The organism is Promineifilum sp. (SeqCode) (assembly GCF_041918635.1).
Classification (GTDB): Bacteria; Chloroflexota; Anaerolineae; order Promineifilales; family Promineifilaceae; genus Promineifilum.
The window spans coordinates 1-25487 of the sequence record NZ_JAYRVJ010000011.1 but is presented as its reverse complement, the minus strand read 5'-3'; the positions used below and the strand labels follow the sequence as shown (position 1 = coordinate 25487).

25 protein-coding genes are annotated in these 25487 nt (G+C 66.8%); 9 read left to right on the top strand and 16 right to left on the bottom strand.

All coding sequences use genetic code 11. The features are described 5' to 3' along the window. A partial coding sequence (locus ACE3UY_RS00620) for an AAA family ATPase (RefSeq protein ID WP_374685620.1) occupies nt 1-2325 on the bottom strand: 2325 nt, incomplete at its 3' end. Between the two features lie 137 nt (nt 2326-2462). Beyond that, nucleotides 2463-2657 (bottom strand): PspC domain-containing protein, encoded by a 195-nt coding sequence (locus ACE3UY_RS00615; protein ID WP_374685619.1) that lies wholly within the window; start codon nt 2655-2657, stop codon nt 2463-2465. Nucleotides 2658-2988: 331 nt separating this feature from the next. Here ACE3UY_RS00615 and acpP point away from each other — a divergent pair, with 331 nt between their 5' ends. Continuing rightward, the gene (gene acpP, locus ACE3UY_RS00610) at nt 2989-3228 is read left to right on the top strand and encodes an acyl carrier protein (protein WP_374685618.1); all 240 of its coding nucleotides are present in this window, start codon (nt 2989-2991) and stop codon (nt 3226-3228) included. Nucleotides 3229-3308: 80 nt separating this feature from the next. Here acpP and ACE3UY_RS00605 read toward each other — a convergent pair whose 3' ends face one another. The 3 genes from ACE3UY_RS00605 to trmD are packed head-to-tail and all read right to left on the bottom strand — an operon-like array spanning nt 3309 to nt 5174. Then, the gene (locus ACE3UY_RS00605; protein ID WP_374685617.1) at nt 3309-3932 is read right to left on the bottom strand and encodes a hypothetical protein; all 624 of its coding nucleotides are present in this window, start codon (nt 3930-3932) and stop codon (nt 3309-3311) included. After that, on the bottom strand, nt 3929-4399 hold the full coding sequence (locus tag ACE3UY_RS00600) for an acyl-CoA thioesterase (protein ID WP_374685616.1): 471 nt from the start codon (nt 4397-4399) through the stop codon (nt 3929-3931). Before ACE3UY_RS00600 ends, ACE3UY_RS00605 begins: the two co-directional genes overlap by 4 nt. Before the next feature lie 10 nt (nt 4400-4409). Continuing rightward, complete coding sequence (gene trmD, locus ACE3UY_RS00595; protein ID WP_374685615.1) at nt 4410-5174, bottom strand: tRNA (guanosine(37)-N1)-methyltransferase TrmD; 765 nt, start codon at nt 5172-5174, stop codon at nt 4410-4412. A 191-nt stretch (nt 5175-5365) separates the two neighbouring features. Between trmD and rfbD the strand changes: the two genes are divergently transcribed. The 4 genes from rfbD (at nt 5366) to ACE3UY_RS00575 (ending at nt 8693) form a co-directional block, all read left to right on the top strand. Next, nucleotides 5366-6205 carry a dTDP-4-dehydrorhamnose reductase gene (gene rfbD, locus ACE3UY_RS00590; protein WP_374685614.1) on the top strand — a complete coding sequence of 280 codons (840 nt, stop codon included), beginning with the start codon at nt 5366-5368 and terminating at the stop codon, nt 6203-6205. Further along, complete coding sequence (locus ACE3UY_RS00585) at nt 6202-7170, top strand: glycosyltransferase family 2 protein (protein WP_374685613.1); 969 nt, start codon at nt 6202-6204, stop codon at nt 7168-7170. The genes rfbD and ACE3UY_RS00585 overlap by 4 nt, the downstream gene beginning before the upstream one ends. Before the next feature lie 80 nt (nt 7171-7250). Continuing rightward, a complete protein-coding gene (locus ACE3UY_RS00580; protein WP_374685612.1) occupies nt 7251-8018 on the top strand; it encodes a dolichyl-phosphate beta-glucosyltransferase in 768 nt (255 codons plus the stop codon). Nucleotides 8019-8081: 63 nt separating this feature from the next. Further along, complete coding sequence (locus ACE3UY_RS00575) at nt 8082-8693, top strand: ribonuclease HII (protein WP_374685611.1); 612 nt, start codon at nt 8082-8084, stop codon at nt 8691-8693. Between the two features lie 91 nt (nt 8694-8784). Here the strand turns inward: ACE3UY_RS00575 and ACE3UY_RS00570 are convergent, their stop codons facing one another. Further along, complete coding sequence (locus ACE3UY_RS00570; protein WP_374685610.1) at nt 8785-10140, bottom strand: cyclic 2,3-diphosphoglycerate synthase; 1356 nt, start codon at nt 10138-10140, stop codon at nt 8785-8787. Nucleotides 10141-10491: 351 nt separating this feature from the next. Here ACE3UY_RS00570 and ACE3UY_RS00565 point away from each other — a divergent pair, with 351 nt between their 5' ends. From ACE3UY_RS00565 to ACE3UY_RS00555, 3 genes are all read left to right on the top strand, one after another. Continuing rightward, nucleotides 10492-11364, top strand: coding sequence for a tyrosine-type recombinase/integrase (locus ACE3UY_RS00565; RefSeq protein WP_374685609.1), 873 nt, complete (start codon nt 10492-10494; stop codon nt 11362-11364). 62 nt (nt 11365-11426) lie between these two features. Beyond that, nucleotides 11427-12266 carry a purine-nucleoside phosphorylase gene (locus ACE3UY_RS00560; RefSeq protein ID WP_374685608.1) on the top strand — a complete coding sequence of 280 codons (840 nt, stop codon included), beginning with the start codon at nt 11427-11429 and terminating at the stop codon, nt 12264-12266. A 56-nt stretch (nt 12267-12322) separates the two neighbouring features. Beyond that, nucleotides 12323-13093 carry a hypothetical protein gene (locus ACE3UY_RS00555; RefSeq protein ID WP_374685607.1) on the top strand — a complete coding sequence of 257 codons (771 nt, stop codon included), beginning with the start codon at nt 12323-12325 and terminating at the stop codon, nt 13091-13093. A 91-nt stretch (nt 13094-13184) separates the two neighbouring features. Here the strand turns inward: ACE3UY_RS00555 and rsmD are convergent, their stop codons facing one another. The 10 genes from rsmD to ACE3UY_RS00505 form a co-directional block, all read right to left on the bottom strand. Beyond that, nucleotides 13185-13772: a 16S rRNA (guanine(966)-N(2))-methyltransferase RsmD gene (gene rsmD / locus ACE3UY_RS00550; protein WP_374685606.1), complete on the bottom strand. Its 588-nt coding sequence runs from the start codon at nt 13770-13772 to the stop codon at nt 13185-13187. 1 nt (nt 13773) lies between these two features. After that, nucleotides 13774-16377: a 6-pyruvoyl-tetrahydropterin synthase-related protein gene (locus tag ACE3UY_RS00545; RefSeq protein WP_374685605.1), complete on the bottom strand. Its 2604-nt coding sequence runs from the start codon at nt 16375-16377 to the stop codon at nt 13774-13776. Between the two features lie 106 nt (nt 16378-16483). Continuing rightward, nucleotides 16484-17353, bottom strand: a complete 870-nt coding sequence (sucD, locus tag ACE3UY_RS00540; protein ID WP_374685604.1) for a succinate--CoA ligase subunit alpha — start codon at nt 17351-17353, stop codon at nt 16484-16486. After that, nucleotides 17350-18504, bottom strand: a complete 1155-nt coding sequence (sucC, locus tag ACE3UY_RS00535) for an ADP-forming succinate--CoA ligase subunit beta (RefSeq protein ID WP_374685603.1) — start codon at nt 18502-18504, stop codon at nt 17350-17352. The genes sucD and sucC overlap by 4 nt, the downstream gene beginning before the upstream one ends. 154 nt (nt 18505-18658) lie before the next feature. Continuing rightward, complete coding sequence (locus ACE3UY_RS00530; RefSeq protein ID WP_374685602.1) at nt 18659-19387, bottom strand: TrmH family RNA methyltransferase; 729 nt, start codon at nt 19385-19387, stop codon at nt 18659-18661. Nucleotides 19388-19497: 110 nt separating this feature from the next. Then, nucleotides 19498-20880 (bottom strand): SurA N-terminal domain-containing protein, encoded by a 1383-nt coding sequence (locus tag ACE3UY_RS00525; protein ID WP_374685601.1) that lies wholly within the window; start codon nt 20878-20880, stop codon nt 19498-19500. 29 nt (nt 20881-20909) lie between these two features. Beyond that, nucleotides 20910-21149 carry a 30S ribosomal protein S18 gene (gene rpsR, locus ACE3UY_RS00520; protein WP_374685600.1) on the bottom strand — a complete coding sequence of 80 codons (240 nt, stop codon included), beginning with the start codon at nt 21147-21149 and terminating at the stop codon, nt 20910-20912. 16 nt (nt 21150-21165) lie between these two features. Then, entirely contained in the window at nt 21166-21504 is a 339-nt protein-coding gene (locus ACE3UY_RS00515) for a single-stranded DNA-binding protein (protein ID WP_374685599.1), read from the bottom strand. Nucleotides 21505-21526: 22 nt separating this feature from the next. After that, nucleotides 21527-21820, bottom strand: coding sequence for a 30S ribosomal protein S6 (gene rpsF / locus ACE3UY_RS00510; RefSeq protein WP_374685598.1), 294 nt, complete (start codon nt 21818-21820; stop codon nt 21527-21529). Nucleotides 21821-22078: 258 nt separating this feature from the next. Continuing rightward, on the bottom strand, nt 22079-23269 hold the full coding sequence (locus ACE3UY_RS00505; protein ID WP_374685597.1) for a patatin-like phospholipase family protein: 1191 nt from the start codon (nt 23267-23269) through the stop codon (nt 22079-22081). A gap of 188 nt (nt 23270-23457) precedes the next feature. Between ACE3UY_RS00505 and ACE3UY_RS00500 the strand changes: the two genes are divergently transcribed. Then, nucleotides 23458-25487: alpha/beta fold hydrolase (locus tag ACE3UY_RS00500; protein ID WP_374685596.1), on the top strand; the 2030-nt coding region annotated here is incomplete at its 3' end.

The window sequence follows — 25487 nt, the reverse complement described above, 5'->3', positions numbered from 1 at the left end:
GTCCAGGCGGGCCAGGATGACGCCGTGAACGGAGTCGGGGATGCCCAGACTGACGGTGGACAGGTCGGCCGCCTCGGCCAGCACCCACGCGCCCTCGTCGCGCACCAGGGCGTTGGCCGTGCGCAGCGCGTCGATCATGGCTGGCGACAGCGCCCACTCGCCATCCTCCTGCGCCAACTGGCGCGACTCGCGCAGGGCGTCTACCAGTTCGCGCGTGAAGAAGGGGTTGCCCTGCCCCTTGGCCTCAATCAGCAGTTGGGCCAGCAGCGACGGCCGCCCGCCCAGCAGGTTCGCCACCAGTTGCGACATGCCCCCCGGGCTTAGTTCGCCCAGCCGCACCAGCTGGTGGTGGCGCAAGCTTTGCAGACCGGCCAGCGCCTCTGTCTGCGCATCCGTCTCCGAGGCGGGGCGGGTCAGCACCAGGATCATAACCGGCATGTCGTGCGCCGCCCGGGCCACGGCCTCGAGCAGCGCCCGCGACGTCTCATCCATCCAGTGGACGTTGTCGAACACCAACAGCAAAGGTTGTGAGCGCGACCAGGCCCGTACGATCTCGATGATAAAGCCGAAGAGCGACTCCTGCCGCTGCTTGGGGTCGAAGGCGGCTGTGGTGGGGTTGTCGGGGATGGGCAGGCCGAGCAGATCGCTCAGCAGGGGCACACGCACGCTCCAATCGGGGTTAAGTTGCACCAGCGTCCGCTCCACCAGACCGGCCTGCGCCTCGGGGCCTTGGTCGGCCGCCGCGCCGCCCAGGCCGAACATCTGCCGCCACATGCTCTGCCAGGAGTAGTAGGTCGTCGTCTGGAAGATGCGCTGGCTGGCGCCCACCGCGACCTGGAAGCCGTCGGCGCTGGCATGCTGCTGAAAGACGTCCGCCAGATGGCTCTTGCCGATGCCCGTCGCGCCCTGGATGGTGACGACCTGACCGCGGCCGGCCAGCACCCGATCCAGTAGCCGATTCAGTTGGCCCAGTTCGTGTTCGCGGCCGACTAACGGCAGGTCGAACTGCGAGGTCTGCCACGCCTGGGTCTCTTGCCGGCCGACCAGCTCGGCCACCGGGATGGGTTCCGCGCCGCCCTTGACCGTGATCAGCCCCAAGTGGTGGAACTGGAAACCCCGCGCCTCCTCGGCCACGCGCCGCCGCACGAGCACCTGGCCGGGGTGGGCCTTGCCCATCAGGCGCGCGGCCATGTTGACCTCGTTGCCCATGACCCCGTAGGTATAGCGCGGGCTGCCCATCCCGTCCCGCGCGCCACACTCACCGGCCCACACCCGGCCGCGGCTGATCCCGATCTGCACCTCCTCGATGAAGTGGAGGTCGGCCGGAACCTGGACGAGTTCCAGCGCCGCGGCCACGGCGCGCACGCTGTCGTCGTCGTGGGCCACCGGCGCGCCAAAACTGGCGTAGGCGTAACTGCCCTTGTCGCCCATCGTCAACTGGATGAGATACCCTTCCTGCCGGCCGACCGTCGCCTGCAACCAGCGCACGAAGGCGTCGAGCTTGGCCCCGGCGTCCTCGTCGCCGTCGTAGTCGATGCCGGTGAACTTGAGGAACAGGGCTACCGTCGGGCGCAACTCGGCCAGGAACTTCGCCCCGCTCTGCAAGCGGCGATAGACCGGCGGCAGTGCCCAGCAGCGCGTCTCCGCCTCCGGCAGCGCCTCGGCGCCGAGCGGCGGGAGCGGCGACGGCGCGGGCAGTTCGCGCAGCGCGCCGACGACGGCGAAGCGCTGGCCGCCCGTCTCGCGCCACTCGACGACGGCCACGCTTTCGCCCAGGTTCTCGATTACCTCCGCGCCGGCTACCACCTCGCCCTTCTCGGCCACCTTTTCGGCGCTGGCGACGTGGTCGAGCGTGCGCCCGGCCAATACGTCGATGAGCTGGATGTCGGGGTCGCCGACGACGAAGCGGCGCGCCGGCCCGGCGGTGACAGCGACCTTGATAGCCAGGGTGATAGGCGTGCCGGCCGGGGTCTTGACCGTGGCGAAGGGACGCATGGCGGCCTGCATGGCCAGGGCGCAGGCCATGGCGCGCCGGCCGTCGTCGCCGTCCAGCCAGCAGGTGATGGCGTCGCCGGCGAAACCCATGACGCTGCCACCGTAGCGGTGCAGTTCGGCGATGAGCGCTTCGTAGACGGGGTTGATCTGGTTGAGGACTTCTTCCGCGCCGCGCTGCACGCCCAACTCCTGGGCCAGCGCGGCTGTCAGCGGGGTGAAGCCGGAGATGTCGGCGAAGAGGACGGCCCCGGCCACGCGGTCGGGTAGCGCGCGGCCACCGGCCAGGGCCATCCGCCGATCTTCGGGAATGAACGCGAGGAGCGAGTCCATAGTGCCTTGTTGTTATGAGCGCGCGACGATCCCAAATAGGGCCGCCGGCGGGTTCATAGTATAGGCACGAACGCGCTCGTTCGCAACGGGATACCCGAGATCAGATGGGAATAATCATGCTTTTCTAGCGTGCGTCTTCAGGCAGCGGTCTCCATCGGCATGACCAGCCACAGAATCAAGTAAAGCAGGCCGCCGCTGAGGCCAAAGATGAACAGCAACACGAAGATCAACCGCACCAGGGTCGGGTCAAGTTCCAGGTATCTCGCCAGTCCGGTGCAAACACCGGCGATCATGCGACCTTCTTCCACCCGCACCAGTTTCTTCTCGTTCATGGTTCACTCCTATTGAGAACGGTCGGGGAACGAACGTCCCCTCGTTTACCAACTTAGTATACTGCCCACTACGCGACACGGCACGGCCAGGTTGCGGCGTGGCCGGCTTCGGCTGCGCAACGAACCGCCGCCGGTCGTGTTCTTATACACAGTAGCACAGCCTGACGGGCTGTGCTACAATCCCCGGCTGTCGTCCACTTGGTTTATCGGGGTCTGGCGCTGGCCCGAGTGGTCCGGCGCAATGGGTGGACAGCGAAATGAAAGAGACGGAAACAGCCGCGCCTCGCGGCATAGTAGCAGTTAAGGCAAGAGGTAGAAGGAGAGGCAGTCAATGAATGACACTGAAGAAAGAGTTCGCGCGATCATCGTCGAGCTGTTGGGCGTGGACGAAGAGCAGGTAGTGACCGAAGCGCGCTTTCGTGAAGACCTGGAAGCGGACTCGCTCGACCTGGTGGAACTGATCATGGCCTTCGAAGAGGCGTTTAAGGGAGACATCTCGGACGAAGAAGCCCAGAAGATCACGACTGTTGGCGAAGCTGTCAATTACATCAACAGCCGCATGCGGGTTTGATGCACAGCGGCCCGCTGTTTCACCTATAGGCTTGGATACGGGCGGTTGCCGCGAGGCAGCCGCCCGTTTTGCTATCCCCACTAAGCCGCCGCGTTGCGGCGGAACGTCTTCATCAGGCAGACGGCGGCCACGAGCACTCCCCCCAGCGCATTGATCCACACCCCCGGCCCGACGCCCACCGGCTGGCGCAGGGCATTTTCCACGACCGGCCGGACGGCGACGTATTGCCACAGCGGCAAAAGCGCCCCGGCCAGCGCCACGACCGCCATCACCGGCCAGGGCCAGCGCGCCCCCGGCCCGCGCCCTACGAACCCGCTCAGCGCGGCGACCAGCGCTGTCAGTCCCACTCCCATCAAGCGAGCCAGCCACTCGCCGCGCGGCTCGCCCAGGATGGATGCGACAGCCGGAAAGGCCAACAGGGCCACGGCTACCGCCAGCCCGCGCGCCGCCCAGGCGCGCCAGCCGGCGGGCCACGTCGCTGTCCACAGCGCGATCAGCAGCCCCAGGGCAATGGGCGGCAGGTAGAAGAGGTCGCGCGTCCGCCCAACGCCCAGGAACTTGATCCACTCGCCCATCTCCACGCCGATGAGCCGCAATCCGGCTGACGGCCCCGGCAGCCAGACCAGGAAGTAACCCACGAAGATGGCCGTCAGACCCAGGACGAGAAGCGTCGCCGTCCGGCGGGGCGTCAGGGCGGCCGTCATGGCTCGCGCCGGGCCCCCGGCGGCGCTTGCTCCTGGCGGCGGCGCTCCAGGCGCAACGCCTGGCGGATGGCGCCTTCCTCGTAGAGCCGGCGCTCCTCGTCCGTCTCGCAGATGAGGGGCGGCACCGCGGTCGGACGGCCCCGCTCGTCCAGAGCGACGTAGACGAAGAAGGCGGTGTTGGTGTGGGTCACTGTGCCGGTGAGCAGGTTCTCGGCCGTCACCAGCAGCCGCGTCTCCAGCGACGAGCGCCCCGTCCAGGTCACTTCGGCTTGCACCGTCAGCAGGTTGCCGATCTGCACCGCCGAATGGAAGCTCATCGAGTCCACCGATACGGTGACGACCGGCCGGCGGGCGTGCTTGATGGCGGCGAAGGCCCCTGCCTCGTCACAGAGCTTCATGATGACGCCGCCGTGGACGTTGCCCTGAATGTTGGCCTCGGTTACGCCCATCGGCTGGGTGAATGTCATGCGCGATTCGCTAACTCGTCGTCCTTCCATTTTGTGCTTCCACGGTCTCCAGGGCCAGGGTCATGAGAAATAGCCGGTCGGCCTCGTCCAGGTCGGCCGTCAGCAACAGGTCGGGCCGCCGCTGCCACGTCCGGCGCAGCGCCTCCTCGCGCCGCCAGCGCGCGATCCGGCCGGCGTGGCCGCTGCGCAGCACCTCCGGCACAGCCCACTCGCGGAAACGCTCGGGGCGGGTGTAATGCGGCCCCTCCAGCAGGCCGGTGGCGAAGCTGTCGCGGGCCGCGGCGTGTTCGTCGCCCAGCACGCCGGGCACGTGGCGGGCCAGGGCGTCGATGACCACCAGCGCCGCCAGTTCGCCGCCGGTCAGCACGAAGTCGCCGATGGACAGCTCCTCGTCCACCAGATGGGCGCGCACGCGCTCATCCACGCCCTCATACCGGCCGCACAGGAACAGCAGCCACGGCTGCCCGGCCAGTTCGGCAGCCACGGCCTGCGTGAGCGGCCGGCCCTGCGGCGAGAGCAGGATGACCCGCGGCCGCGCCGGTTCGTTGGCCGTGATGGCCTCCGCGGCAGCGAAGATCGGCTCCGGCTTGAGCACCATGCCGCCCCCTCCGCCGAACGGCGGCTCGTCGGTGACGCGGTGCTTGCCGGTGGCGTAGTCGCGCAGGTTATGGAGCCGGATGTCCAGCAGCCCGGCCGCCTGGGCCCGCCGCAAAATGCTCTCCCCCAGATAGGCCGAGAACATGTCGGGAAAGAGCGTCACAACGTCAATGCGCATAGCTTGGGAGTATCGGGGGGATAGGCGGGGATGTCAAGGAGGAGCAGGGGTGCAAGGGAGCGGGGGTGATGGGTGGCAGGTGGCAAGTTGCAGGTGGCAGGTGGCCCGGACAGCGGCTCCCCTGCACCCCTGCGCCCCCGCTCCCCTGCTGTTATTGACAACTCGCGGCCGGCACACCACAATTGCCCCTCATGCGAATCCTCATCACCGGAGCCGGCGGCCAACTGGGCCGCGCGTTGGGGCGGGTGCTGGCGGGGCACGACCTGACGCCGGTCGATTTGCCCGACGTGGACGTAGCCGATCGGGCGAGCGTCGTCGCGGCTGTAGCGCGCGCCCGGCCGGAACTGGTCATCCACTGCGCCGCCTACACCGACGTGGACGGCTGCGCTCGCGACCCGGCGCTGGCCCACCGCGTCAACGCCCTGGGTACGCTCAACGTCGCTCTGGCCTGCCAGAGCGCTGGGGCGGCCCTGGCCCACATCAGCACCAACGAGGTCTTTGCCGGCGACGACCCCGGCGGCTATGAGGAATGGCAGACGCGCGCCCCGCGCAACGCCTACGGCCGCTCCAAGGCCGCCGCCGAGGCCCACGTCGAGGCGCTACTCAACCGCTACTATATCATTCGCACCGCCTGGCTCTTCGCCCCCGGCGGACGGAACTTCATCCACGCCATCCTGCGCCGGGCGCGCGAGACGGGCGCGGTGCGCGTTGTCGCCGACGAGGTGGGCAACCCCACCTACGCGCCCGACCTGGCCGAGGCCATCGCCCGGCTGGTCGCCACGGAGCAGTACGGCGTTTACCACTTCGTCAACAGCGGCGCCTGCTCGCGCTGGGCGTTCGCGGCCGAGATTCTGCGCCAGGCAGGCGTGACGGCGAGGAACACGCCCATCCTGAGCAGCGCCTACCCGCGCGCCTCCACGCCGCCCCCCTTTGGCGCGCTGCACAACTACAATGGCGCGGCCCTGGGCATCACCCTGCGCCCCTGGCCGGAGGCGCTGGCCGACTACCTGCGGGACGAAGCGGCATTATGAGCGCCGCGCCGCGCGTGTCGGTCATCATTCCGCACTGGAACGGCCGTCACCACCTCGACGACTGCCTGACCGCCCTGCGCCGCCAGACCTGGGCCGACCACGAGGTCATCCTGGCCGACAACGGCTCGACCGACGGCTCGCAAGCCTACGTGCGCGAGGCGTTCCCGGAGGTGCGCCTGCTCGAACTGGGTGAGAACCGCGGTTTCACCGGCGCGTGCAACGCCGGCTATGCCGCTAGCCGGGGGGAAATCGTCTGCCTGCTGAACAATGACACAGAGGCCGACCCCGGCTGGCTGACGGCCGTCGTCAATGCCTTCGACCGCCATCCGGAGGTGGGCGTCGTTGCCAGCAAGATGCTGCTCTTCGACCAGCGCGACCACTTCCACACCGCCGGCGACTACTACCGCGTGGACGGCGTGCCCGGCAATCGCGGCGTCTGGCAGGCGGACGTGGGTCAATACGACCGCGAGGAGCCGGTTTTCAGCGCTTGCGGCGGCGCGGCGGCCTATCGCCGGGCCATGCTGGCGGAGATCGGCTTCCTCGACGACGCCTTTTTCTTCTCCTGCGAGGACGTGGATTTGGCCTGGCGGGCGCATCTGGCCGGTTGGCAAGTGCTCTACGTGCCGACAGCCGTCGTCTACCACAAGCTCAAGGCGTCCGGCGGCAGCGGCGTGGTCGGCAGCTACCACGACGGCCGGAACTTCCTCTACGTCATCTGGAAGAACTATCCGGCCGGGCTATTGCGCCGTCATGCTGGCGACATCCTGCGCGCCCAGCTGCGCATCAGCGGCGCGGCGTTGCGCGCCTGGCGGGGGCCGGCGGCGCGGGCGCGGCTGCGCGGCCAACTGGCTGGGCTGGCCGGCGTCTGGCGCATGTGGCCGGCCCGCCGCCGCATCCAGGCCGCCCGCCGCGTGGATGAGCGGACGCTGGAGTCTCGCCTGACGCGCATTGACGAGACACCCTAGGGGGAGTACACTAACCACTCTGCCGGGCCGTGGTCTTGCCCCCGTCGCGAGGCCCGCCCATCGTCAGCGCGAAACGCCGCATGAGCACACCACCACCTCTCCTGAGTCTCATCATCCCTGCCTACAATGAAGCCGAGCGCCTACCGGTGACGTTGCCGGCGGTCATTGAGTTCCTGGACGCCCAACCGTATGCGTCCGAGGTCATCATCGTCAACAACAACAGCCGCGACAACACAGGCGAGATCGCCCGCCGCTTCGCCGCCACGCGCCCTTACATTCGGGTACTGGACGAGCCGGCGCAGGGCAAGGGCGCGGCCGTCCACAGCGGCATGTTGGCCGCCACGGGCGACTACCTGTTCATGGCCGACGCTGACTTCTCCATGCCTGTGGGAGAGATCGCCAAGTTTCTGCCGCCGGCCCTGGGCGATTACGACGTAGCCATCGGCAGCCGCGAAGCGCCCGGCGCGGTACGCTACAACGAGCCGCAATACCGCCACTTCATGGGGCGGGTCTTCAACTTCTACGTCAAGGTGCTGGCCATTCCCGGCTTCGAGGACACCCAGTGCGGCTTCAAGTGCTTCCGCCGCGACGTGGCCCGCGACGTGCTGCCCAACCAGACCATCGACGGCTGGGCGTTCGACGTGGAACTGCTCTACATCGCCCTGAAGCGCGGCTATCGCGTCGTGGAAGTGCCCATCGACTGGTACTACGGCGAGAACAGCCGCGTCAGCCCGGTGCGCGACACCATCAACATGATCCGCGAGGTGCTGCGCATCCGTTTCAACGACCTGGCCGGCCGCTATGAGCGCGCCCGGCAGCCCGACCCTGCCCCGTCCGAGACACGCTAAAGAATGCCCCGGTCTATTTCGCGCAGACCTGACAGGTTTGCCGCAAACCTGTCAGGTCTCGATATGGCCCTGGAACGCGAGTGGGCCGCGGCTGTGGGCGCGACCCGCGTCGCCGGCGTGGACGAAGCGGGCCGCGGCGCGCTGGCCGGGCCGGTTTTCGCCGCCGCCGTCATCTTGCCGCTGGACGATGAGGCTCTACCGGGGGCGCTGAGCGAGGTGCGCGACTCCAAGCTGCTCTCGGCCGCGGCCCGCGATCGGCTGTTCCCGCTCATCTGCGAGCGCGCACTGGCTATCGGCATTGGCTACGCGCCTTCCGAACTCATCGACGCACAGGGCATCCTGCCCGCTACCCGGCTGGCGATGGCCGAGGCGCTGCGCGTTCTGGCTCCGGCAGCCGAGGCCGTTTTGGTGGACGGCCCGCTGCGCCTCGCGCCGGCCGCGCTGCTCCAGCGGCCCGTCGTTCGCGGCGATCGCTACAGTCTGAGTATTGCCGCTGCTTCCATCCTGGCGAAAGTCAGCCGCGACCGGTACATGGCCGCGTTGGGCGAGCGCTTCCCCGCCTATGGCTTCGGCCGGCACAAGGGGTATGGCACGGCCGAGCATCTGCGGGCGCTGGGCCTCCTCGGCCCTTGCGCCGAACACCGCCGCAGCTTCGCGCCGCTGCGGGACGAATAAATGGCTACGGATTTAGACGGATAATACGGATTATTACTTTATGTCAAAACAAATCCGTATTCTCTGTCTTAATCCGTAGCCATTTCTTCACTTACGCACCGAAGCGCGTCCGCAGCAGGTCGCTCAGCGTCGGGCGGCCGATCTCCTGGAGCTCGTAGCGCACGCGCTGGTTGGGCTTGTCGATATCCACCAGCCGCCCCAGGTCGATGGGCGTGGCGACGATGACCATGTCCACCGGCGTGCGATTGATCGTCTCCTCCAGGTCGGCCATCTGCTCGCGGCCGTAGCCCATTGCCGGCAAGACGGGGCCGGTCGTCGGGTACTTCCGGTAGGTGGCGGCGATGGAGCGCACGGCGTAGGGACGCGGGTCCACGATGTCGGCCGCGCCATACTGCCGGGCGGCTACCACGCCCGCCCCATACGCCATCTCGCCGTGGGTCAGCGTCGGGCCGTCCTCGATCACCAGCACCCGTTTGCCCTGAATAGCCGCCGGGTCATCCACGAACAGCGGCGACGCCCCGCGCACCACAGTCGCCCTGGGGTTCACCAACTGGACATTGCGCGTTACCATTTCGACCCCGGCCGGCTCAGCCGTGTCAATCTTGTTGATCACCACCGCGTCGGCCATGCGCAGATTGGCCTCGCCGGGATGGTAGCGCACTTCGTGCCCCGCCCGGTGCGGATCGACGACGACGATGTGGAAGTCGGGTTTGAAGAAGGGCAGGTCGTTGTTGCCGCCGTCCCAGATGATCACGTCCGCCTCTTCCTCCGCCTGGCGCAGGATGGCCTCATAATCGACCCCGGCGAAGATGACCGCGCCGCGCTCGACGTAAGGCTCATACTCCTCGCGCTCCTCGATGGTGCAGTGGGCGCGATCCATGTCCTCACGGGTGGCGAAACGCTGCACGGCCTGGGCGGCCAGGTCGCCGTAAGGCATCGGGTGGCGCACGGCCACGACGTGACGATAACCCAGCTCGTTCTGCAGAATGTCCAGCACCTTACGTGAGGTCTGGCTCTTGCCGCTACCCGTGCGCACGGCGCAGACGGAGATGATTGGCTTGGTGGACTTGAGCATGGTCTGGCGCGGGCCGATGAAGCGGAAGCCCGCACCGGCAGCCAGCACGCGCGACGCCAGGTGCATCACGTACTCGTGTGACACGTCGGAGTAGGAGAAGACGACGTCGTCCACCTCATGCCGCCGGATCAACTCCTCCAATTCGCTCTCCGGGTGGATAGGGATACCTTCGGGGTAGAGTGGGCCGGAGAGCGCTGGGGGGTAGAGCCGCCCCTCGATGTTGGGGATCTGCGTAGCTGTGAAAGCGACGACCTGAACGCGCTCATCTTGCCGGAAGACGGTGTTGAAATCGTGGAAATCGCGGCCAGCTGCTCCGGCGATGATAACACGCGGTGGGCGATAGGAATCGCTTTGTGGGCGATGGGGATTCATATGAGACGCTTGCTCCTTGTGGGATTGAGATGTGTGCAGTCAGTTGGGAAATTGCCGGGCCAGCGAGCACGTCCAGGCCCGGCGCGGGTTCAAGATGAGGATAATACCTGAAAATGGTCAAACAGGCATTTGATATTATGAAAAGTAGTGTTATAATGCCCCTAGAGTTGCGTGACATAATCTGCGTGGCGCTGCGCGGGAGGCCAGCCGGCTTCCCGGTCATGCGGATGAGAGGCCGTAACCTAATGACCTGAGAGGAGATCGATCAGTTCTGGCTGCCCGCCACGGCCAAGCTCCCTCGTGTTCGTAAGCTGAGGATATACCGATACGGCTACCGATCGGGGACAAGCCATGGATGAGCAACTTACTGCGTTCCTTTCGTATCTGGAGCGCGAATACCAGTATTCGGAAAACACCATCGCGGCGTATCGCAATGATCTGAGCCAATTCCAGGAGTATTTAGGGCAGGGCGCGGCCGGGCCGGTGGAGTGGCCGGCCATCTCGACCGAGGACATCGCCGGTTACCTGGATTACATGAAGCACAAGGAGCAGCCCTACGCCTCCTCGACCATCGCCCGCAAAGTAGCCGCCATCAAGTCCTTCTTCAATTATCTAAACTCCCAAGCTATCACCGCCGAAAACCCGACGCTGGAGATCGACTCGCCCAAGGTCAAGAAGCGCCTGCCACAGACGCTCGCCTTTCTGGACGTAGAACGCCTGCTAGATGCCCCGGCCGTCAACGATTCCCCCAAGAACCTGCGCGACGCGACGCTGCTCAACGTCCTCTATGAGACGGGCATGCGCGTGACCGAGGTCGTCTCGCTTCAGCTGGAGGACGTTGACCTGGAGCACGCGCAACTCTCCTCGCCGACCCGGCAGGGCGACGCGCGTGACATCCCCCTGGAGGAAGAGACGCGCGCGCTGCTGACCCGCTACTTGGCCGAGGGTCGCCCTCACCTCGCCAAGGGGAGTGGCGAACAGGCGCTATTCCTTAATCATCGCGGCGAGAAGTTGACGCGCCAGGGATTGTGGCTGATCATCAAGGGGTACGCCCGGCAGGCCGGGTTGAGCGCCGACGTGACGCCGCACACGTTGCGCCATAGTTTCGCCGTTCACCGGCTGGGGCGCGGCTCGAAGCTGGAGGACATCCAGCGCCTGTTGGGTCACGCCAACATCTCGACGACCCAGATTTACGCCCAGATGGAGGCGGCCGACGAAGAGTAACGTCAGACCTGACGGGTTTGCCGCAAACCTGTCAGGTCTCAGATTCAAATGCATTCAATGTTATGACCGATTTCATCACCTCCACCGAGATCGACGCCGCGGCTGATTTCATTCGCGCCCGGACGCGCTATCGCCCCGAAGTGGGGCTTATCCTTGGCTCTGGCCTGAACTCCCTGGCCGACACCATCGAGTCGCCCGACGTCATCCCCACCGGCGACATCCCCAACTGGCCCAAATCGACCGTGCCCGGGCACGTCGGCCGCCTGGTCATCGGCCAGTTGGAGGAACGCGCCGTCCTCGTCTTGCAGGGCCGCACCCACTTTTATGAGGGGTACGGCCTGGATCGGGTGACGCTGCCCATCCGCGTCATGGCCCGCCTGGGCATCGGCGCGCTCATCGTCACCAACGCCGCCGGCGGCCTGAATCCCGCCTATGAGCCGGGCGACCTGATGCTCATCCGCGACCATCTGAACTTCCCCGGCATGGCCGGCAACAACCCGCTGCGCGGCCCCAACGACGACACCTTCGGGGTGCGCTTCCCGGACATGACCAAGCCCTACGACGCCGAGTTGCGCGCTCTGGCCCATCGGGTGGCGGCCGACGCCGGCTTCACCCTCCACGAGGGCGTCTACGCCTACGTGGGCGGGCCGAGCTTCGAGACGCCGGCTGAATTGCGCTTCCTCCAACTGGTTGGCGGCGACGCGGTCGGCATGTCCACCGCGCCTGAAGTGGTGGTGGCCCGCCATGCCGGGCTGCGCGTGCTAGGCATCTCCACCATCGCCAATCCGGCCCTGCCCGACCCGACTCCTGGCACGGTATTGACGCACGACGAGGTGCTGGAGATGGGCCTGCGCGCCGTGCCCCGGCTCATCCAGGTCGTCCGCGGCGTTGTTAGGGGTTAGGGACTAGGGATTAGGGCAGCGCCCTCTTCCCTAGCCCCTAGCCCCTAGCCCCTATCATGGAAAGCGTCTACCGTTTTCTCATCCGCAACGATGTCTGGATCTACATCGTCAGCGCCCTCGGCCTCTTCTGGTATATAACCGAGTTCATCCGCGCCCAGGCGACGTTGCGCCGGGCGATGTTCAACCTGGAGCGGGAGACCGGCGCGCGCGCCCGCAACCACGCGCTGAGCTTCATCCTGTTCTTCGCCGCCGTGATCGGCATCGTCTACTACGTCAACCGCAACGTCGCGCCGACGCTGCCGGCCGAGGTGAGTGCTGAAGCCAGCCCCACTCCCGATGTCTTCGCCACGCCGCTGGCCTCGCCCACGCCGCTGGGGACGCCGCTGCCGCCGGGGGAGATCGGCATCGCGCCGGTGCTGGCCCCCACGGTTACCTTCCCGGCCGGGCCGGGCGAGCCTCAGGCCGCCACCGGCACGCCGGAGGCCACACCCACCGCCGCGGCCACGCCTTTCGAGACCTGCAACGACGCGCTGACCTTCACCGAACCGCTCAACGGCTCGGTCGCCTTCCAGCGCATCCGCTTCCGCGGCACGGCCAATACCGGCGAGTTGCACCAGTACGTTATCGAGGCCAACGGGCCGCAGACGCTCGGCGCGTGGGTTCCCCTCACCCAGGAACCGATCGACCAGCCGGTCATCAATGGCGATCTGGCCGAGGCCGATCTGAGCCTGTACGCAGCCGGCCCCTATCTCATTCGCCTGCGCGCCCTGGATGCCGGCGGCGCGCTGGCCGGGACGTGCCAGATTCAGGTGACGTTGGATAATTAGCAGGGGGGCAGGAGAGCGGGGGCGCAGGGGAGCAGCTTAAAGCGTTCAGTAGTAGGGGGCAAATCTGTTCGTACGTGTTCGCGGTCGGCAATCACCCCTGCTCCCTGGCTCCCCCGCTCCCCTGCTCTTTCACTCCATAAAAGCACAACAACGTACTCCCATACCGCCGCTTGTCGTTGAGGACGAGGTGGCGGAGGGGGAGTTCCTGAAACTCGCGCGGGTCGATCTGGACGATGGCCTGCCCATCTTCGGTCAAGTAGCGCGCGGCCGCGGCGTCCACGGCCGATAGCGCGGCGCTCCATAGCTCCTTGTATTGCGGTGGGGCGATGTAAATCACGTCGAACGGCGGCTCGGCGGTGTCGCGCAGGTAGTGGAAGGCGTCGGCTTGCACGACCGTCGCTCCCTCGGTCAGGCGCGTGTGTTCCAGGTTGTCGCGCACCGTGCGGATGGCGGCGCGGGCGTTGTCCACGAACACGACCGCCGCCGCGCCGCGGCTCAGGGCCTCGATGCCCACCTGGCCCGTCCCGGCGAACATATCCAGCCAGCGCGTGCCTTCCACGTCGCCCAGGATGTTGAACAGGCTTTCCTTGACGCGATCCATGATCGGCCGTGTCGTATCGCCCGGCACGAGCTTCAGCCGGCGGCCTTTGGCCTTGCCACTCACCACGCGCGCGGACATCTCACCTCACCTGTAACGTGAACAACTCCTGCCATTCACCCGCAACCTGTCCGGTCTCATCCAGCACCGGCAGCCGTCGCCCCTCGTCCCGCAGCCACAGCCCGGCCGTCACCCGGTAGTCGCCCGGCGGCAGATCAGGCGGCAGCGCCAGCTGGTGCGCGTCGGGCACGTACTTGTCCGTCGGCCAGCGGTGCGTCGGGAACTCGCCGGGGTGCAGCTTGTCCGACTGGGCGACGACGGCGCCGCCGGCGTCCAGGACGTGGACGAAGATCTGATAGTCCTCTTCCAGCGGCCGTTGCGCCTGCCAGTAGAGCAGCACGTCGAACGTGTCGCCGGCCGCGGCCCGCTCGGCCGAGGTATTGTAACCCAACAGCGCGACCTGGTCGCCGAAGTTGGCAACTGTCGCCACGGCCGGCACGTCCAGCGTTTGTCCGCTCGACTGATGATGGAACAGGCCGAGCGGCTGAAGCAGCAGCGCGCCGGTCGTGATCCCGCCGGCGACGGCGGCCACGGCCCAGTCCTCCCGCCGCAGCCTCGTCACGGGAAAAGAATCCTGCGCCACGGGATTCTGTTCCCATGCCACGCGCCACCTGCCACCCGCAATTGCCAACAACAGCGACAGGAGGGACACAACCCATGCCGCCGTCCGTGCCGGCGTGCTGCCAAACTCGACTTCGACCACGTGCTCCCCCTCGGGCACGATGACGACGATGAACCCTTCCGGCTCGGCCACCTCCGTCGTTGCCGGTTCGCCGTCGAGTCGCACTTGCCAGCCGGGGAAGTCAAACTGGTAGAGGCGCAGCCGGAACTGCTTGGGCGCGGAGACGTGGTAGCGGGTCAGCAATGGCCGGACGGCTTCAGCCGTCACCACCGCGCCGTCGGGCAGCGCCTCGCGGTTCACCCGGTCGGGCGGCAGGCCCGCGGCGATGGGGCCGACCAGTTGCTCGCGGCGCGGCGGCAGGGTGATGACCGTCGCCGGCACGTAGTCGGCCGTCGAGGTCGTGCCCAACCAGCGCCCGCTGTTCTCGATTTGCGACATGCGCGCCGTGCTGACCTCGCCGAACGGCTGCCACGGCGCCGGCTGGCTCAACGGCAGGGCCAGCAGCATTGGGAGGGCAACGGCAGCCAGATAGGGGAAGAGAGCGGGGGGGCGGGGGGGCAAGGGGGCAGGGGGGAAAGAAGAGTTACCGGCGGGCGCGTCGTTCTCCCCTGCACCCTCCCCTAACCCCTCCCACAGCGAGGGGGACAGAGTGCCCTCCCCTAACCCCTCCCACAGCGAGGGGGACAGAATGCCCTCGCCCTTTGGGAGAGGGTTGGGGAGAGGGGCTTTGGCCCCCGCGCTTCGAGCCACCGCCTCCACACCCGCCGCCCCCAACACCGCTAGCAGCGCCGCCGCCGCGCCCAGCAGCCGCCACGGAAATTGGAAGTAGGGCAGGAAGGGGATGAGTTCCCAGACGGGTTCGGAGATGGGCATCATCAGGAAGAGGACGACCGCCAGCGCCAGGGCGAAGAAGAGCAGTTGCCCGCGGTGGCGCACCCGGCCCAGCAGGAGCATGGCGACGCCCAGCAGCCCGCCGAGCCACTGCGCCACGCCCAGATTGAACAGGAACGGCGACTGCGTCGCGCCCCAGTCCGGTCGCCGCGAGAAGGCCAACAACTCGCCCAGCCCCAGGAAGTGAGTGCGGAAGTCGTAGTTGTCGCCCACGCCGACGAGCGTGTGCAGCGTGACGGCGTTGCGCTCCAGGATGACCGGGAGCCAGAAGAAGGCGGAGAGGCCGAGGGCGAGGAGGAGCGCGGCGAATATCGGCGTGAGGCGCGGGGGCCGAAGACCCTCTCCCCAACCCTCTCCCGAAGGGCGAGGGCGTCCGGTCCCCCTCCCCGCGGGAGGGGTTAGGGGAGGGCGCAAGGGTGCAGGGGAGAGAACAGAAGGAGCACTCTGGCGCTCCCCTGCTCCCCCGCTCCCCCGCTCCCCTGCGACAAGCAGCCACACCGCCCACGCCCACAACAACCCATAGAAGAATAGCCCCATGAGATTGTGGCTGAGGATGACCGCGGCCACGAGGCAGATCGACGCCAGCCACGGCCCGACCGCCGGCCGCCGCCGCAGCCGGTCAAGCGCCCACAACGCCAGTGGAAACACGCCGAAGCTGAACGCCTCCGGCAGCGCGCCGCGGATGTGGGGATCGATGTAGTGCAGGTAGGGGGAGTAGACGTAGAGGGCGGCGGCGACGTAGCCTGCCGGCCGGCCCCAGTTGTCACGGGTAAAGCCATAGAGGCCCAGCCCGCCCAGCAGCATGCCGGCCACCAGCACCGCTTTGCTGGCCCCCACGGCGTCGACGCCCGGCAGCAGCTCCAGCGGCAGGGCCAGGTAGTAGGTCAGCGGCGCGTAGTAGTTGAAGATGGGGTAGCCGTAGCCGTGGTAGAAATTTGGGGCCCAGCGCGGGTAGAACTCGCCGCTGCGAATGAGAGTGCTCAACTCATGCAGCCGGAAGATGTGCAACTCGGCGTCGGTGCCCTCTGGCAAGCTCGCCCGGCTGATCAGCGGCCAGACGGCCAGCAAGCAGATGAGCAGGACAATCAGAAAGCCCGGGTCCCACCCCTTCAACCATCGCTTCATCGTGTCAAAGAACAAGAGATCCGCAGATTTCGCAGATTACGCAGATTAGTTTCTTAAATCTGCGTAATCTGCGTAATCTGTGGATTCTTCCCTCTTAGGCGATCATGTCGACGATGCGGTCGGGGTTGTCGGCCACCTGGACGCCAGCGTTCTGGAGCGCGGTGATCTTGCCCTCGGCCGTGCCGCTCTTGCCCTCGACGATGGCCCCGGCGTGCCCCATGCGCCGTCCGGGCGGGGCGCTGCGTCCGGCGATGAAAGCCGTGACGCGCTTGCTCATGTGCTCGGCGATGAAGGCCGCGGCCTGCTCCTCGGCATTGCCGCCGATCTCGCCGATCATAATGACCTCCGATGTGTTCGGATCCGCCTCGAACAGCCGCAGCACGTCGATGAAGTTCATCCCCTGGATGGGGTCGCCGCCGATGCCGACGCACGTCGATTGGCCGATGCCCCGCTGCGTCAGGGCGTAGACGACCTCATAGGTCAGCGTGCCGCTGCGCGAGACCAGACCCACGCTGCCCGGCGTGACAATGGAGCCGGGAATGATGCCGACCTTAGCCCCGCCGGGGGTGATCAGGCCGGGGCAGTTGGGGCCGATTAGCCGCGTGTTGCGCTGATCCAAATAGGCGCGGACGGAGATCATCTCCAGCACCGGGATGTGCTCGGTCAGGCAAACGACCAGCGGCAGCCCGGCGTCGGCGGCCTCATACATGGCATCTGGCGCGAACTTGGCCGGCACGAAGATGATGGAGGCGTTGGCGCTCGTCGCCTCGGCCGCCTCGCGGACAGAGTCGAAGACGGGCAGCGACTTGCCCTCCCCCTCGAAAGTCTGGCCGCCCTTGCCGGGCACGACGCCGCCGACGACGTTCGTGCCGAAGGCGATCATCTGGTTGGTGTGGAACGTGCCCTCGCGGCCGGTAATGCCTTGCACGAGGAGCCGGGTGTCTTTGTCAACGAGGATGCTCATGATGCCCTCCCACTGGCTCTGTTGGCCGCCGCAACCGCCTTCTCAGCCGCTTCGGACAAGGTAGCGGCGGTCAGCATGTCCGCCTCGGCCAGCAGCGCCAGCCCTTCGGCGGCGTTGGTGCCGGCCAGCCGGACGACCATCGGCACGTCCGTATCGATCTGCTCTAGCGCGGTCAGGATGCCGCGCGCCACTTCGTCGCCGCGGGTAATGCCGCCGAAGATGTTGAACAGCACCGCCTCGACCTTGGGGTCGGACAGGATGAGGCGCAGCGCCGTGGCGACCTGGTCGGCCCGCGCCCCGCCGCCGATGTCGAGGAAGTTGGCCGGCTCGCCGCCGTAGAGCTTGATGATGTCCATCGTCGCCATGGCCAGGCCGGCGCCGTTGACCATGCAGCCGATGTTGCCGTCCAACTGGATGAAGGTGATCCCCGTGCGGCGCGCCTCAGCCTCGGCCAGCGGCTCCTCCGCCACGTCGCGCATCTCGGCCAGGCGCGGCTGCCGGTCGAGGGCGTTGTCGTCGATCGACACCTTGCCGTCCAGCGCCAGCAGCTTGCCGTCGCCAGTGATGATGAGCGGGTTGATCTCGGTTAGAGAGGCGTCGTTGGCCTTGAAACAGTTGTAGAGGCCGGCCACGATTTGGTGGAACTGCCGCCAGACCTCGCGCGGCAAGCCCATCGCCTTGGCCAGATAGGTCGTCTGGTAGCCGCGCACGCCGAGGGTCGGATCGATGTGGACGGTGTGGATCTTCTCCGGCGTCGTCTCGGCCACCTCTTCGATGTCCATGCCGCCGGCGGCTGACGCCATGATCATGGGCCGGCGGCGGCCCCGGTCGATGAGCGCCGCCAGATACAGCTCTTGCTGGATGCCGGGGGCCTGCTCGTCGATCAGTACCTTGTTGACCGTCAGCCCCTTGATCTTCATGCCCAGAATGTCGGCGGCGCGGGCCTCGGCCTCGGCCGGGTTGTTGGCCAGCTTGATGCCGCCCGCCTTGCCGCGCCCGCCTGTCAGCACTTGGGACTTGACAACCACCTTGCCGCCAAGGTCCGCGGCGATCTGGCGCGCGTTCTCGGGGGTGTAAGCGACTTCGCCGCGCGGGATGGGGATGCCATGCTCCGCGAAGAGCCGCTTGGCCTGAAATTCATGTAGGTTCACTGCGCTCTCCTTCTACCAGTGGGATCACCGTTGGCGCCGGCCGCCCTGGCCGGGCCGCCGGCAAAAGGAAAGGCGAACGGATCGGATCGTTCGCCTGCTCTCTAGACTTAAGGTGCGCCGCGAGTATAGTGCAGGGTGGAGAGATTGGCACGTATTACAGCCGTTGCCGCATCATCTCGAAGGCCAACACCGTCGCCGCGCCGGCCGCGCCCAGGGCGTGGGGGAAGGGCCGGGCGTAGGGGATGCGCACCCGCAGGTCGGCCGCGGCGAGGAAGGAGCGGGTGACGCCCCGCTTCTCGCCGCCGATCACTAGCAGCAGCGGCCCGCGCAAGTCCACGCCGGCCATCGGCTCGCCCGCCTCGTCGGCCACGACCACGCGCAGGCCGCGCGCCCGGCAGGCGATTGCCGCCGTCTCGGCCGACTCGACCCCGGCCGTGGGCATGAACTCGCTGGCCCCGGCCGAGGCGCGGATGACCGTCTCCGCGGACAACCAGTGGCGCGGCCGGACGACCAGCCCGTCGATGCCGGCGGCGTAGAGCGCCCGCACCGCCTGGCCGAAGTTATAGGGGTCTTCGACGCCGTCCAGCATCACCAGCGCCAGCGCGGCCCCGGCCGCGGTCAGGAGGTCATCCAGCGTCAGCAGCCGGCGTTGCCCGACCCGCGCCAGCAGCCCGTCGCGGGCCTCGACCGGAGCGCGCGAGGCCATCTCCTCGGCCGTCAGGCGCTCCACGGCCACGCCGCGCGCGCGGGCCAATCGTTGCACGCGGGCGACACGGCCGTCCAGCCGGTCGCGCCGGACGAGCACGAGCGACACCGCCCGGTTGCCCGCTTCCAGCACGGATTCCACGGCGATGCCGCCAGCGATCCACTGCTCTTCATCCATACCAAACAATTATGAATTAGGAATTATGAATTATGAAAACGAATGGGGCGGATTAAGCCACAGCTTAATCCGCCCCATCCCTATAATCCTACAGACAAGCCGTGGGTCGTTTACTCTTCAGATTCCGGCGCGGCCGTCGGCAGCACGATCGCTTCGGTCGGCGCTACTTCCGGCGTGGCCGTGGGTTGGGCCAGGAACTTGTTGGGCAGGGCCGGCAGCGAGGGCACGTGCGACCGCCACAGGTCGTTCAGTTGCAGGTTGCCGGTCAGTTGCTCATCGACGAAGACCTGCACCAGCTCGTCCTTCTTGGTGCTCAACTCGCTTTCGCTCAGCTCGCGCTCCTCGCGCCCACTAACCATAATGATGTAGTAGGACGAAGTGCCGTCGCCGTTGTCCACGGCGATGGGTTCGCTCGGCTCATTCACGTCCAGCGTGAAGGCGGCCGAGGCCAGATCCGCGCCCAAGCTCGACTCCAGGCTATCCTGCGTCCGCCACAGCAGTTCGTAGGAGGCCGTCTCTGGCGCTTCCGTCGCTTCCGGGTCTTCCGGACGGCTGAGGATGGTGTTCCAGACCGTCAAGAAGCCGTCAGACTCGATCAGCGCCTGCGTCTCGTTGGCCGCTTCCTCGGTGTTGGCGCCAATAAGGAAGATGCTGGCGTGCGGCGCGGTGGTGGACAGGTTCTGCTCCGCGGCCAGCGCCTCGGCCAGACGTTCGCGGCACAACTGCGCGCGCGCGGCGGCGCGGTACGTTGCCTCGTCCACGCCCAGGTCGTTCAGTTGGGTCACAAGCGCACCATACTGTTCCTGGAAGTAGGCTTCTGGCACGGGCGTGGCCGTTGGCGCGGGGGTGGCCGTGGGGCCAGCCGTCGCCGTGGGAAAGGGCGTGTCTATCGGCACGACCTGGGTAATGACGGCCGTGGGGATGGGCGTCAGCGAGGGCGTCGGCTGGATGGTCTGCGTCGGCTCCGGCTGGGCCGTGGGCGAGACCCCCTCGCCGTAGAAGTTGTAGCCCTCGCCGATCCGCGTCTGCACGTCGTCATCGGTGATCTCGATGCCGCGCTCGGCCACGGCGTTGCAGATGACCAGTTCTTCGGCCATCACGTTGAGCACGTTCTGCCCCAACCCTTCGCGGTCGAGCAGTTCGTTCATGACACTGCCGCCGAACTGCTGGACGATGCCGACGTCGCCGCCGAACGCCTGCAGCTGGTTTTCCAGGAAGATGACGCGCTGGGCGCGCTCATACTCCACGCGGTTTTGCCACTCACGCAGCGTGATCGTCTGGTCGCCCACGGTGGCAACGACGCGGTTGGGGGCCAGGAACGGGATGTCAATAAAGGCGATAGCAAGGACGATGCCGATTAGCACCAGCACCACGATGGTAGCGATGCGGATGTTGCGCAACTGCCGTTCGTGCTTGCGGGCGACCAGGATATCTTTGCGCGACTGGCGCTGTTGCCCCTCGCTATCGGTGGGCGTCTGTGGTTTCTTAGCCATATCGTTCTACAGCGGGTGCGATGAGCGGCCTAGTCGGAGACGAAGGGCAGCAGGGCGATATGGCGGGCGCGCTTAATCTCGCGAGCCAGGTGGCGCTGATGCCGGGCGCAGGTGCCAGTCTGACGGCGCGGGCGCATGCGGCCGAACTCATTCACGTAACGGTGCAGGATGTCCACCTGCTTGTAATCAATGGGCGTCTTCTCGACACAGAATTGGCATACGCGCTTCGTGGCGCGGAAACGCCGGTTAGGACGGTTGGTTGCTTGCATGGGTCAAAACCTCAATTCAATCTGAAAGCACAATCAATTCCTGGGCCACCACTTCAGTGCGGAAGTGTTTGCGGCCGAGGCTGTCTTCCCAGCCGCGGGTCTGCAAACGCCCTTCCACGTAGACTTGCTGGCCCTTGGCGAGCCGGTCTTTGCACAGTTCGGCCAGGGCGCCCCAGGCGACGACGTTGAACCACTCTTTCTCCTCGTGCTTCTCGCCCTCGGACGACGTCCAATTGCGCGAGGTGGCTACGCTGAAAGAGGCGACGGCCCGGCCGCTGGGGGTGTGACGAACCTCAGGCTCGTCCTCCAGCCAACCGATGACCATGACTTTGTTCAAGCCGCGGTTCGACGACATCACCCTGTCCCCCGCTCGCGGTCTACTCGCCCTTACGCACCACCAGATAACGAAGCACGTCCTCGTTATACTGCATGCTGCGCTCGATCTCACGGATGCGGGTCGGGTCTATTTTCGCCTCGTATAAGACGTAGTAGCCTTCCTGGAATTTGCGGATGGGGTAGGCCAGCTGGCGCACGCCCCAATGGTTGGCGGTCAGATTGCCGCCCTCTTTGGAGCCGGGAACCAGCAGGTTGCTGAGGCGCTCGATGAGTTGGGCGCGCTCAGCCTCTTCCAACTGAGGTTGGATGACAACCGTCACTTCGTAATCACGCACGTTGCTATTCTCCTTTTTCCTTGGAATTTACTCTAGCGAGCATTGCCCCCGGTCACTTGCCGGGAGCGGAAACGGCGAAACGACCCCGCGGCCGTTGCCGTGCAACGAATTTGAGATTATAGCGTGGTTTGGCGAAAAGGCAAGACCGGTTTGCGGGGACTGAGCGGGGGGCGGGGGAGCAGGTGGCAAGTAGCAAGTGGCAGGTCAACCGGCAGCTAGGCTCCCCCGCTCCCCTGCTCCCCCGCCCCCCTGCTTCCCTCAAGGCTGCAACAGCTTCGCCGCCACCCGGTCGGCCCGGTTCAGCGCTCGTTCCATCTCGAACACGTCCGGCCCCTTCATGCCCTGGGTCTCCTGGGTGAGGAAGTAGTTGTGCATGGCGGCGCGGCCGGCGGCGATGAGCGCCTCGCGCCGCTCGTCGTTCATGGTGAACTCCGTCGTACCGTACCCGTGCGCCGGCAACCGGCAAACGAACTGCTCGAACGCTTCAATGACCATCTTGTCGTGCGCCTGCGTGGCCGTGTCGATCAGCCCCATGATCCGCTGGGCCGTCTCCAGCGTCCCCAGGCTAAAGCCATCAGGTTCGGTCGTGGAGCGGATGCCGGCCACTGGCAGACTCTCGTCGATGAGCAGCCCCAGCACCCCCTGGCTCGTCTTCGGCCCCATCAGCGCCGTCACGTGCGGGTCGCTGGAGAGAAACAGCTCGATGGGGAAGTTCGACAGCAGCCCGCCGTCCACCACGCGATGGCCGGCCAGCGGCCGGCCCAGGTAAGACCCCCACTCCGCCTGCCAGATGACCTCCTGCCACACCAGCGGCAGGCTCATCGACATGCGCATGCCCCACACGACCGGCAGTTGCGGCGCAGTGCGGTGGTTCAGCACCAGCATGCGCCGGTCGCTGGTGTCGGCCGCCACCAGGGAAAGCTCGCGCCCGGTCGCCTGGTGGAACTCGGCGAAAGACAGGCGGCTCAGGTTGCGCGGCTCGCCGGCCGGTGTCGTCTGGTCCAGCTTGGCCTGCGCCCACTGCACAAAAGCGTCGGCCGAGAACCAACCGCCGCGCTCAAGGAAGGAGACGATGTTGGCGAACTGGTCGCGGGTCATCAGGAAGAGTACCAGTTTGTCGAAGTTTTCTTCCAGGAAGTTGGGCACGTAGGGAAAATCAACCTGACGCAGCAGGGCCAGCGTGGCGCTGGCGGCGACCTCCTCGCGCGTCAGCGGGCGCGGCCGGCCGAGGAACTGCTGAAAGATGGGGCCGTGCTCGTCCTTCTCCTGTAGCGCATCCAGCATCTCGCCGACGGAGAAGCCGGCGGCGGTGAACGTCGCCGTGATAGCTCCCGCCGACGTGCCCAGTAGCCGGCCGATGGTGTGGCCGCGCCGCTCCAACTCTTGCAGCGCGCCGACAAAGACCATGCCCTTCGCGCCTCCCCCCTCGAACACCAGGTCGTATTGCATGACTTGCCTCCTGAAGAAGAATCCACAGATTTCGCAGATTACGCAGATTCTATACGCTACACTGACCACTGACCACTGCCCACCATCCCTTTGCCACTTCCCCCCATCTCTGCTACAACCATCGCAAGCCGCGCCGCCGGTCGCGCAACGCGCGACCGTGGTGGCGCGTACTCTTTATCGAAAACACTATGACTCAACGCATCCGACCCACACGATGGTTCTTGCCTGTCCTATTCGCGCTCTTGCTCGTGCTGACCGGCGCAGGCCACGCCGCCTCTCAGGACGCGCCGGGCGATTTTATCCCCTCCGACTGCCACTGGGAGGGCATCAAGCTAGGCCCGACGGCGCTAACCGGCGAACAACTTGGCTTCGAGTGCGGCTACGTGGTCGTCCCGGAGCGCCACGCCGCCCCCGACGGCCCGACTATCCGCCTCCCGGTTGCCGTTCGCCATGCCACAGCTCCCGACGCCCGGCCCGATCCGCTACTGCTGGCCCAGGGCGGCCCCGGCGGCGACGCCTTTGAGGTCTTCTCGCTGCTGGTTCCCAATACGGAGATAGCCGCCACGCGCGACATCGTCATCTTCAACCAGCGCGGCACGCCCTTCGCCGAGCCGGAATTGACCTGCCCCGAGACGGACGAAGCGCTGGCCGAGATGCTGGTCGCGCCGCCCGAGGAGGCGCAGCGGCTCTACGACGAGGCGCTCAGCGCCTGCGCCGCCCGCTTGCAGGCCGAGGGTATTGACTTGTCCGCCTATAACAGCCTGGAGAATGCCGCCGACGTGCCGCTCATCGCCCGCGCCCTGGGCTACGACGAGTACAACTTCTACGGCGTTTCCTACGGCACGCTGCTGGGGCTGCACCTCATGCGCAACCATCCTGAGGGGCTGCGCAGCGTCATCCTCGATAGCGTGGTCGCGCCCGACGTGAACTTCATCGCCGAACTGCCGGAGAGCGAAGACCGGGTCTATGCCGAGGTCTTCGCCGCCTGCGCCGCCGATCCGGCGTGCAATGAGCAGTACCCCAATCTGGAAGCGCGTTTCTACGCTCTGCTGGCTGACTACCGGGCCAACCCGCGCACCCTGACCTTGACCGACCCGGAGACGGGCGAGCGGTACGAGGCCTATCTGGATGACCAGGGCTTGCGCAGCATCGTCTACCAGTTGCTTTACGTCGCCCGCATGCCGGCCGTGCTGCCCAAGGTCATCAGCGACCTGGAGCGAGGAGATACGCGCTACGTCGAGGCGATGTGGCCGTTATTCATCTTCGACCAGTTGGTGGCCGAAGGCATGTACTACTCCGTCATCTGCGCCGAGGACGCCGACATCGACCCCAATGCTGTGCCGTTGGAGGCGCTGCGGCCGGAACTGGCCGAGACGGCCCGCGACGACCTGCAAACCTACATTGATAGTTGCGCCCTGTGGCCGGTCGAGACCTTAGACCCGTCCATCGATGATCCGGTGGTCAGCGACATCCCGACGCTGCTCCTGTCCGGCGGCTTCGACCCGGTGACGCCGCCGCCCTTCGCCGCCGCGGCTGCCGCCGGGCTGAGCCGCGCCTACGTTCTCGTTGATCCGGCCGCCGGTCATGGCGTAGCCTTCCAGACCGAGTGCCCCAACCAGATCATCCAGTCCTTCCTGGACGACCCGACCACACCGCCCGACAGTTCGTGTCTGGCCGAGCAGGCCTTGCCGACCGTCGTCCCACCCGACGCCATCACCCTGCCGCTGCTGGCCGGCCTCAACCAGTTGAAGACGCGCGCGCTGGTTCCGTTCCTGATCGCGGGGGTGTTGCTGCTGGTGGTGCTGTCGGCGTTCATCATGTGGCCGCTCGTCTATCTCGTGCGCGCCCTGACCCGCAAGCCGGAAGCGCCGGTGGTGGAAGAGGCCGGCGGGACGCCGGCGATCCAGGCCGTCGCGGCGCGTTCTCCGGCGGATCGGCGGCTGCGCTGGATCAGCCGCATTCTGGTGCTGCTGTTTGGCGCGCTGGGGCTGGTCTTCGGCGTCGGGCTGCTGGTGTTCATCGTCCGCTCGCTGACCGATCTGACGCTGGCGACGGCGCTGGCGCTGCCGTCGACGGCCGCGCCGCTGTTGTGGCTGCCGGCGCTCATGCTATTGCTGGCCGCCGGCATCGTCGTCGCGGCTTTCCTGCTCTGGCGGCGGGGTGGGGCAGGCTCCCGGGCCGGCGTGGTCTACTACACCATCATCACTCTGTGCGCCGT

Excerpts from the sequence above, each read along its gene's own strand:
- ACE3UY_RS00605 (WP_374685617.1), bottom strand. The coding sequence starts at position 3,932 with ATGACGGCCGCCCTGACGCCCCGCCGGACGGCGACGCTTCTCGTCCTG.
- rpsR (WP_374685600.1), bottom strand. The coding sequence starts at position 21,149 with ATGCAAGCAACCAACCGTCCTAACCGGCGTTTCCGCGCCACGAAGCGC.
- ACE3UY_RS00580 (WP_374685612.1), top strand. The coding sequence starts at position 7,251 with ATGAGCACACCACCACCTCTCCTGAGTCTCATCATCCCTGCCTACAAT.
- ACE3UY_RS00505 (WP_374685597.1), bottom strand. The coding sequence starts at position 23,269 with ATGCAATACGACCTGGTGTTCGAGGGGGGAGGCGCGAAGGGCATGGTC.
- ACE3UY_RS00565 (WP_374685609.1), top strand. The coding sequence starts at position 10,492 with ATGGATGAGCAACTTACTGCGTTCCTTTCGTATCTGGAGCGCGAATAC.
- ACE3UY_RS00555 (WP_374685607.1), top strand. The coding sequence starts at position 12,323 with ATGGAAAGCGTCTACCGTTTTCTCATCCGCAACGATGTCTGGATCTAC.
- ACE3UY_RS00585 (WP_374685613.1), top strand. The coding sequence starts at position 6,202 with ATGAGCGCCGCGCCGCGCGTGTCGGTCATCATTCCGCACTGGAACGGC.
- rsmD (WP_374685606.1), bottom strand. The coding sequence starts at position 13,772 with ATGTCCGCGCGCGTGGTGAGTGGCAAGGCCAAAGGCCGCCGGCTGAAG.
- ACE3UY_RS00615 (WP_374685619.1), bottom strand. The coding sequence starts at position 2,657 with ATGAACGAGAAGAAACTGGTGCGGGTGGAAGAAGGTCGCATGATCGCC.
- ACE3UY_RS00600 (WP_374685616.1), bottom strand. The coding sequence starts at position 4,399 with ATGACATTCACCCAGCCGATGGGCGTAACCGAGGCCAACATTCAGGGC.
- ACE3UY_RS00560 (WP_374685608.1), top strand. The coding sequence starts at position 11,427 with ATGACCGATTTCATCACCTCCACCGAGATCGACGCCGCGGCTGATTTC.
- ACE3UY_RS00530 (WP_374685602.1), bottom strand. The coding sequence starts at position 19,387 with ATGGATGAAGAGCAGTGGATCGCTGGCGGCATCGCCGTGGAATCCGTG.
- trmD (WP_374685615.1), bottom strand. The coding sequence starts at position 5,174 with ATGCGCATTGACGTTGTGACGCTCTTTCCCGACATGTTCTCGGCCTAT.
- ACE3UY_RS00515 (WP_374685599.1), bottom strand. The coding sequence starts at position 21,504 with ATGTCGTCGAACCGCGGCTTGAACAAAGTCATGGTCATCGGTTGGCTG.
- sucD (WP_374685604.1), bottom strand. The coding sequence starts at position 17,353 with ATGAGCATCCTCGTTGACAAAGACACCCGGCTCCTCGTGCAAGGCATT.
- rfbD (WP_374685614.1), top strand. The coding sequence starts at position 5,366 with ATGCGAATCCTCATCACCGGAGCCGGCGGCCAACTGGGCCGCGCGTTG.
- ACE3UY_RS00570 (WP_374685610.1), bottom strand. The coding sequence starts at position 10,140 with ATGAATCCCCATCGCCCACAAAGCGATTCCTATCGCCCACCGCGTGTT.
- ACE3UY_RS00525 (WP_374685601.1), bottom strand. The coding sequence starts at position 20,880 with ATGGCTAAGAAACCACAGACGCCCACCGATAGCGAGGGGCAACAGCGC.
- ACE3UY_RS00575 (WP_374685611.1), top strand. The coding sequence starts at position 8,082 with ATGGCCCTGGAACGCGAGTGGGCCGCGGCTGTGGGCGCGACCCGCGTC.
- acpP (WP_374685618.1), top strand. The coding sequence starts at position 2,989 with ATGAATGACACTGAAGAAAGAGTTCGCGCGATCATCGTCGAGCTGTTG.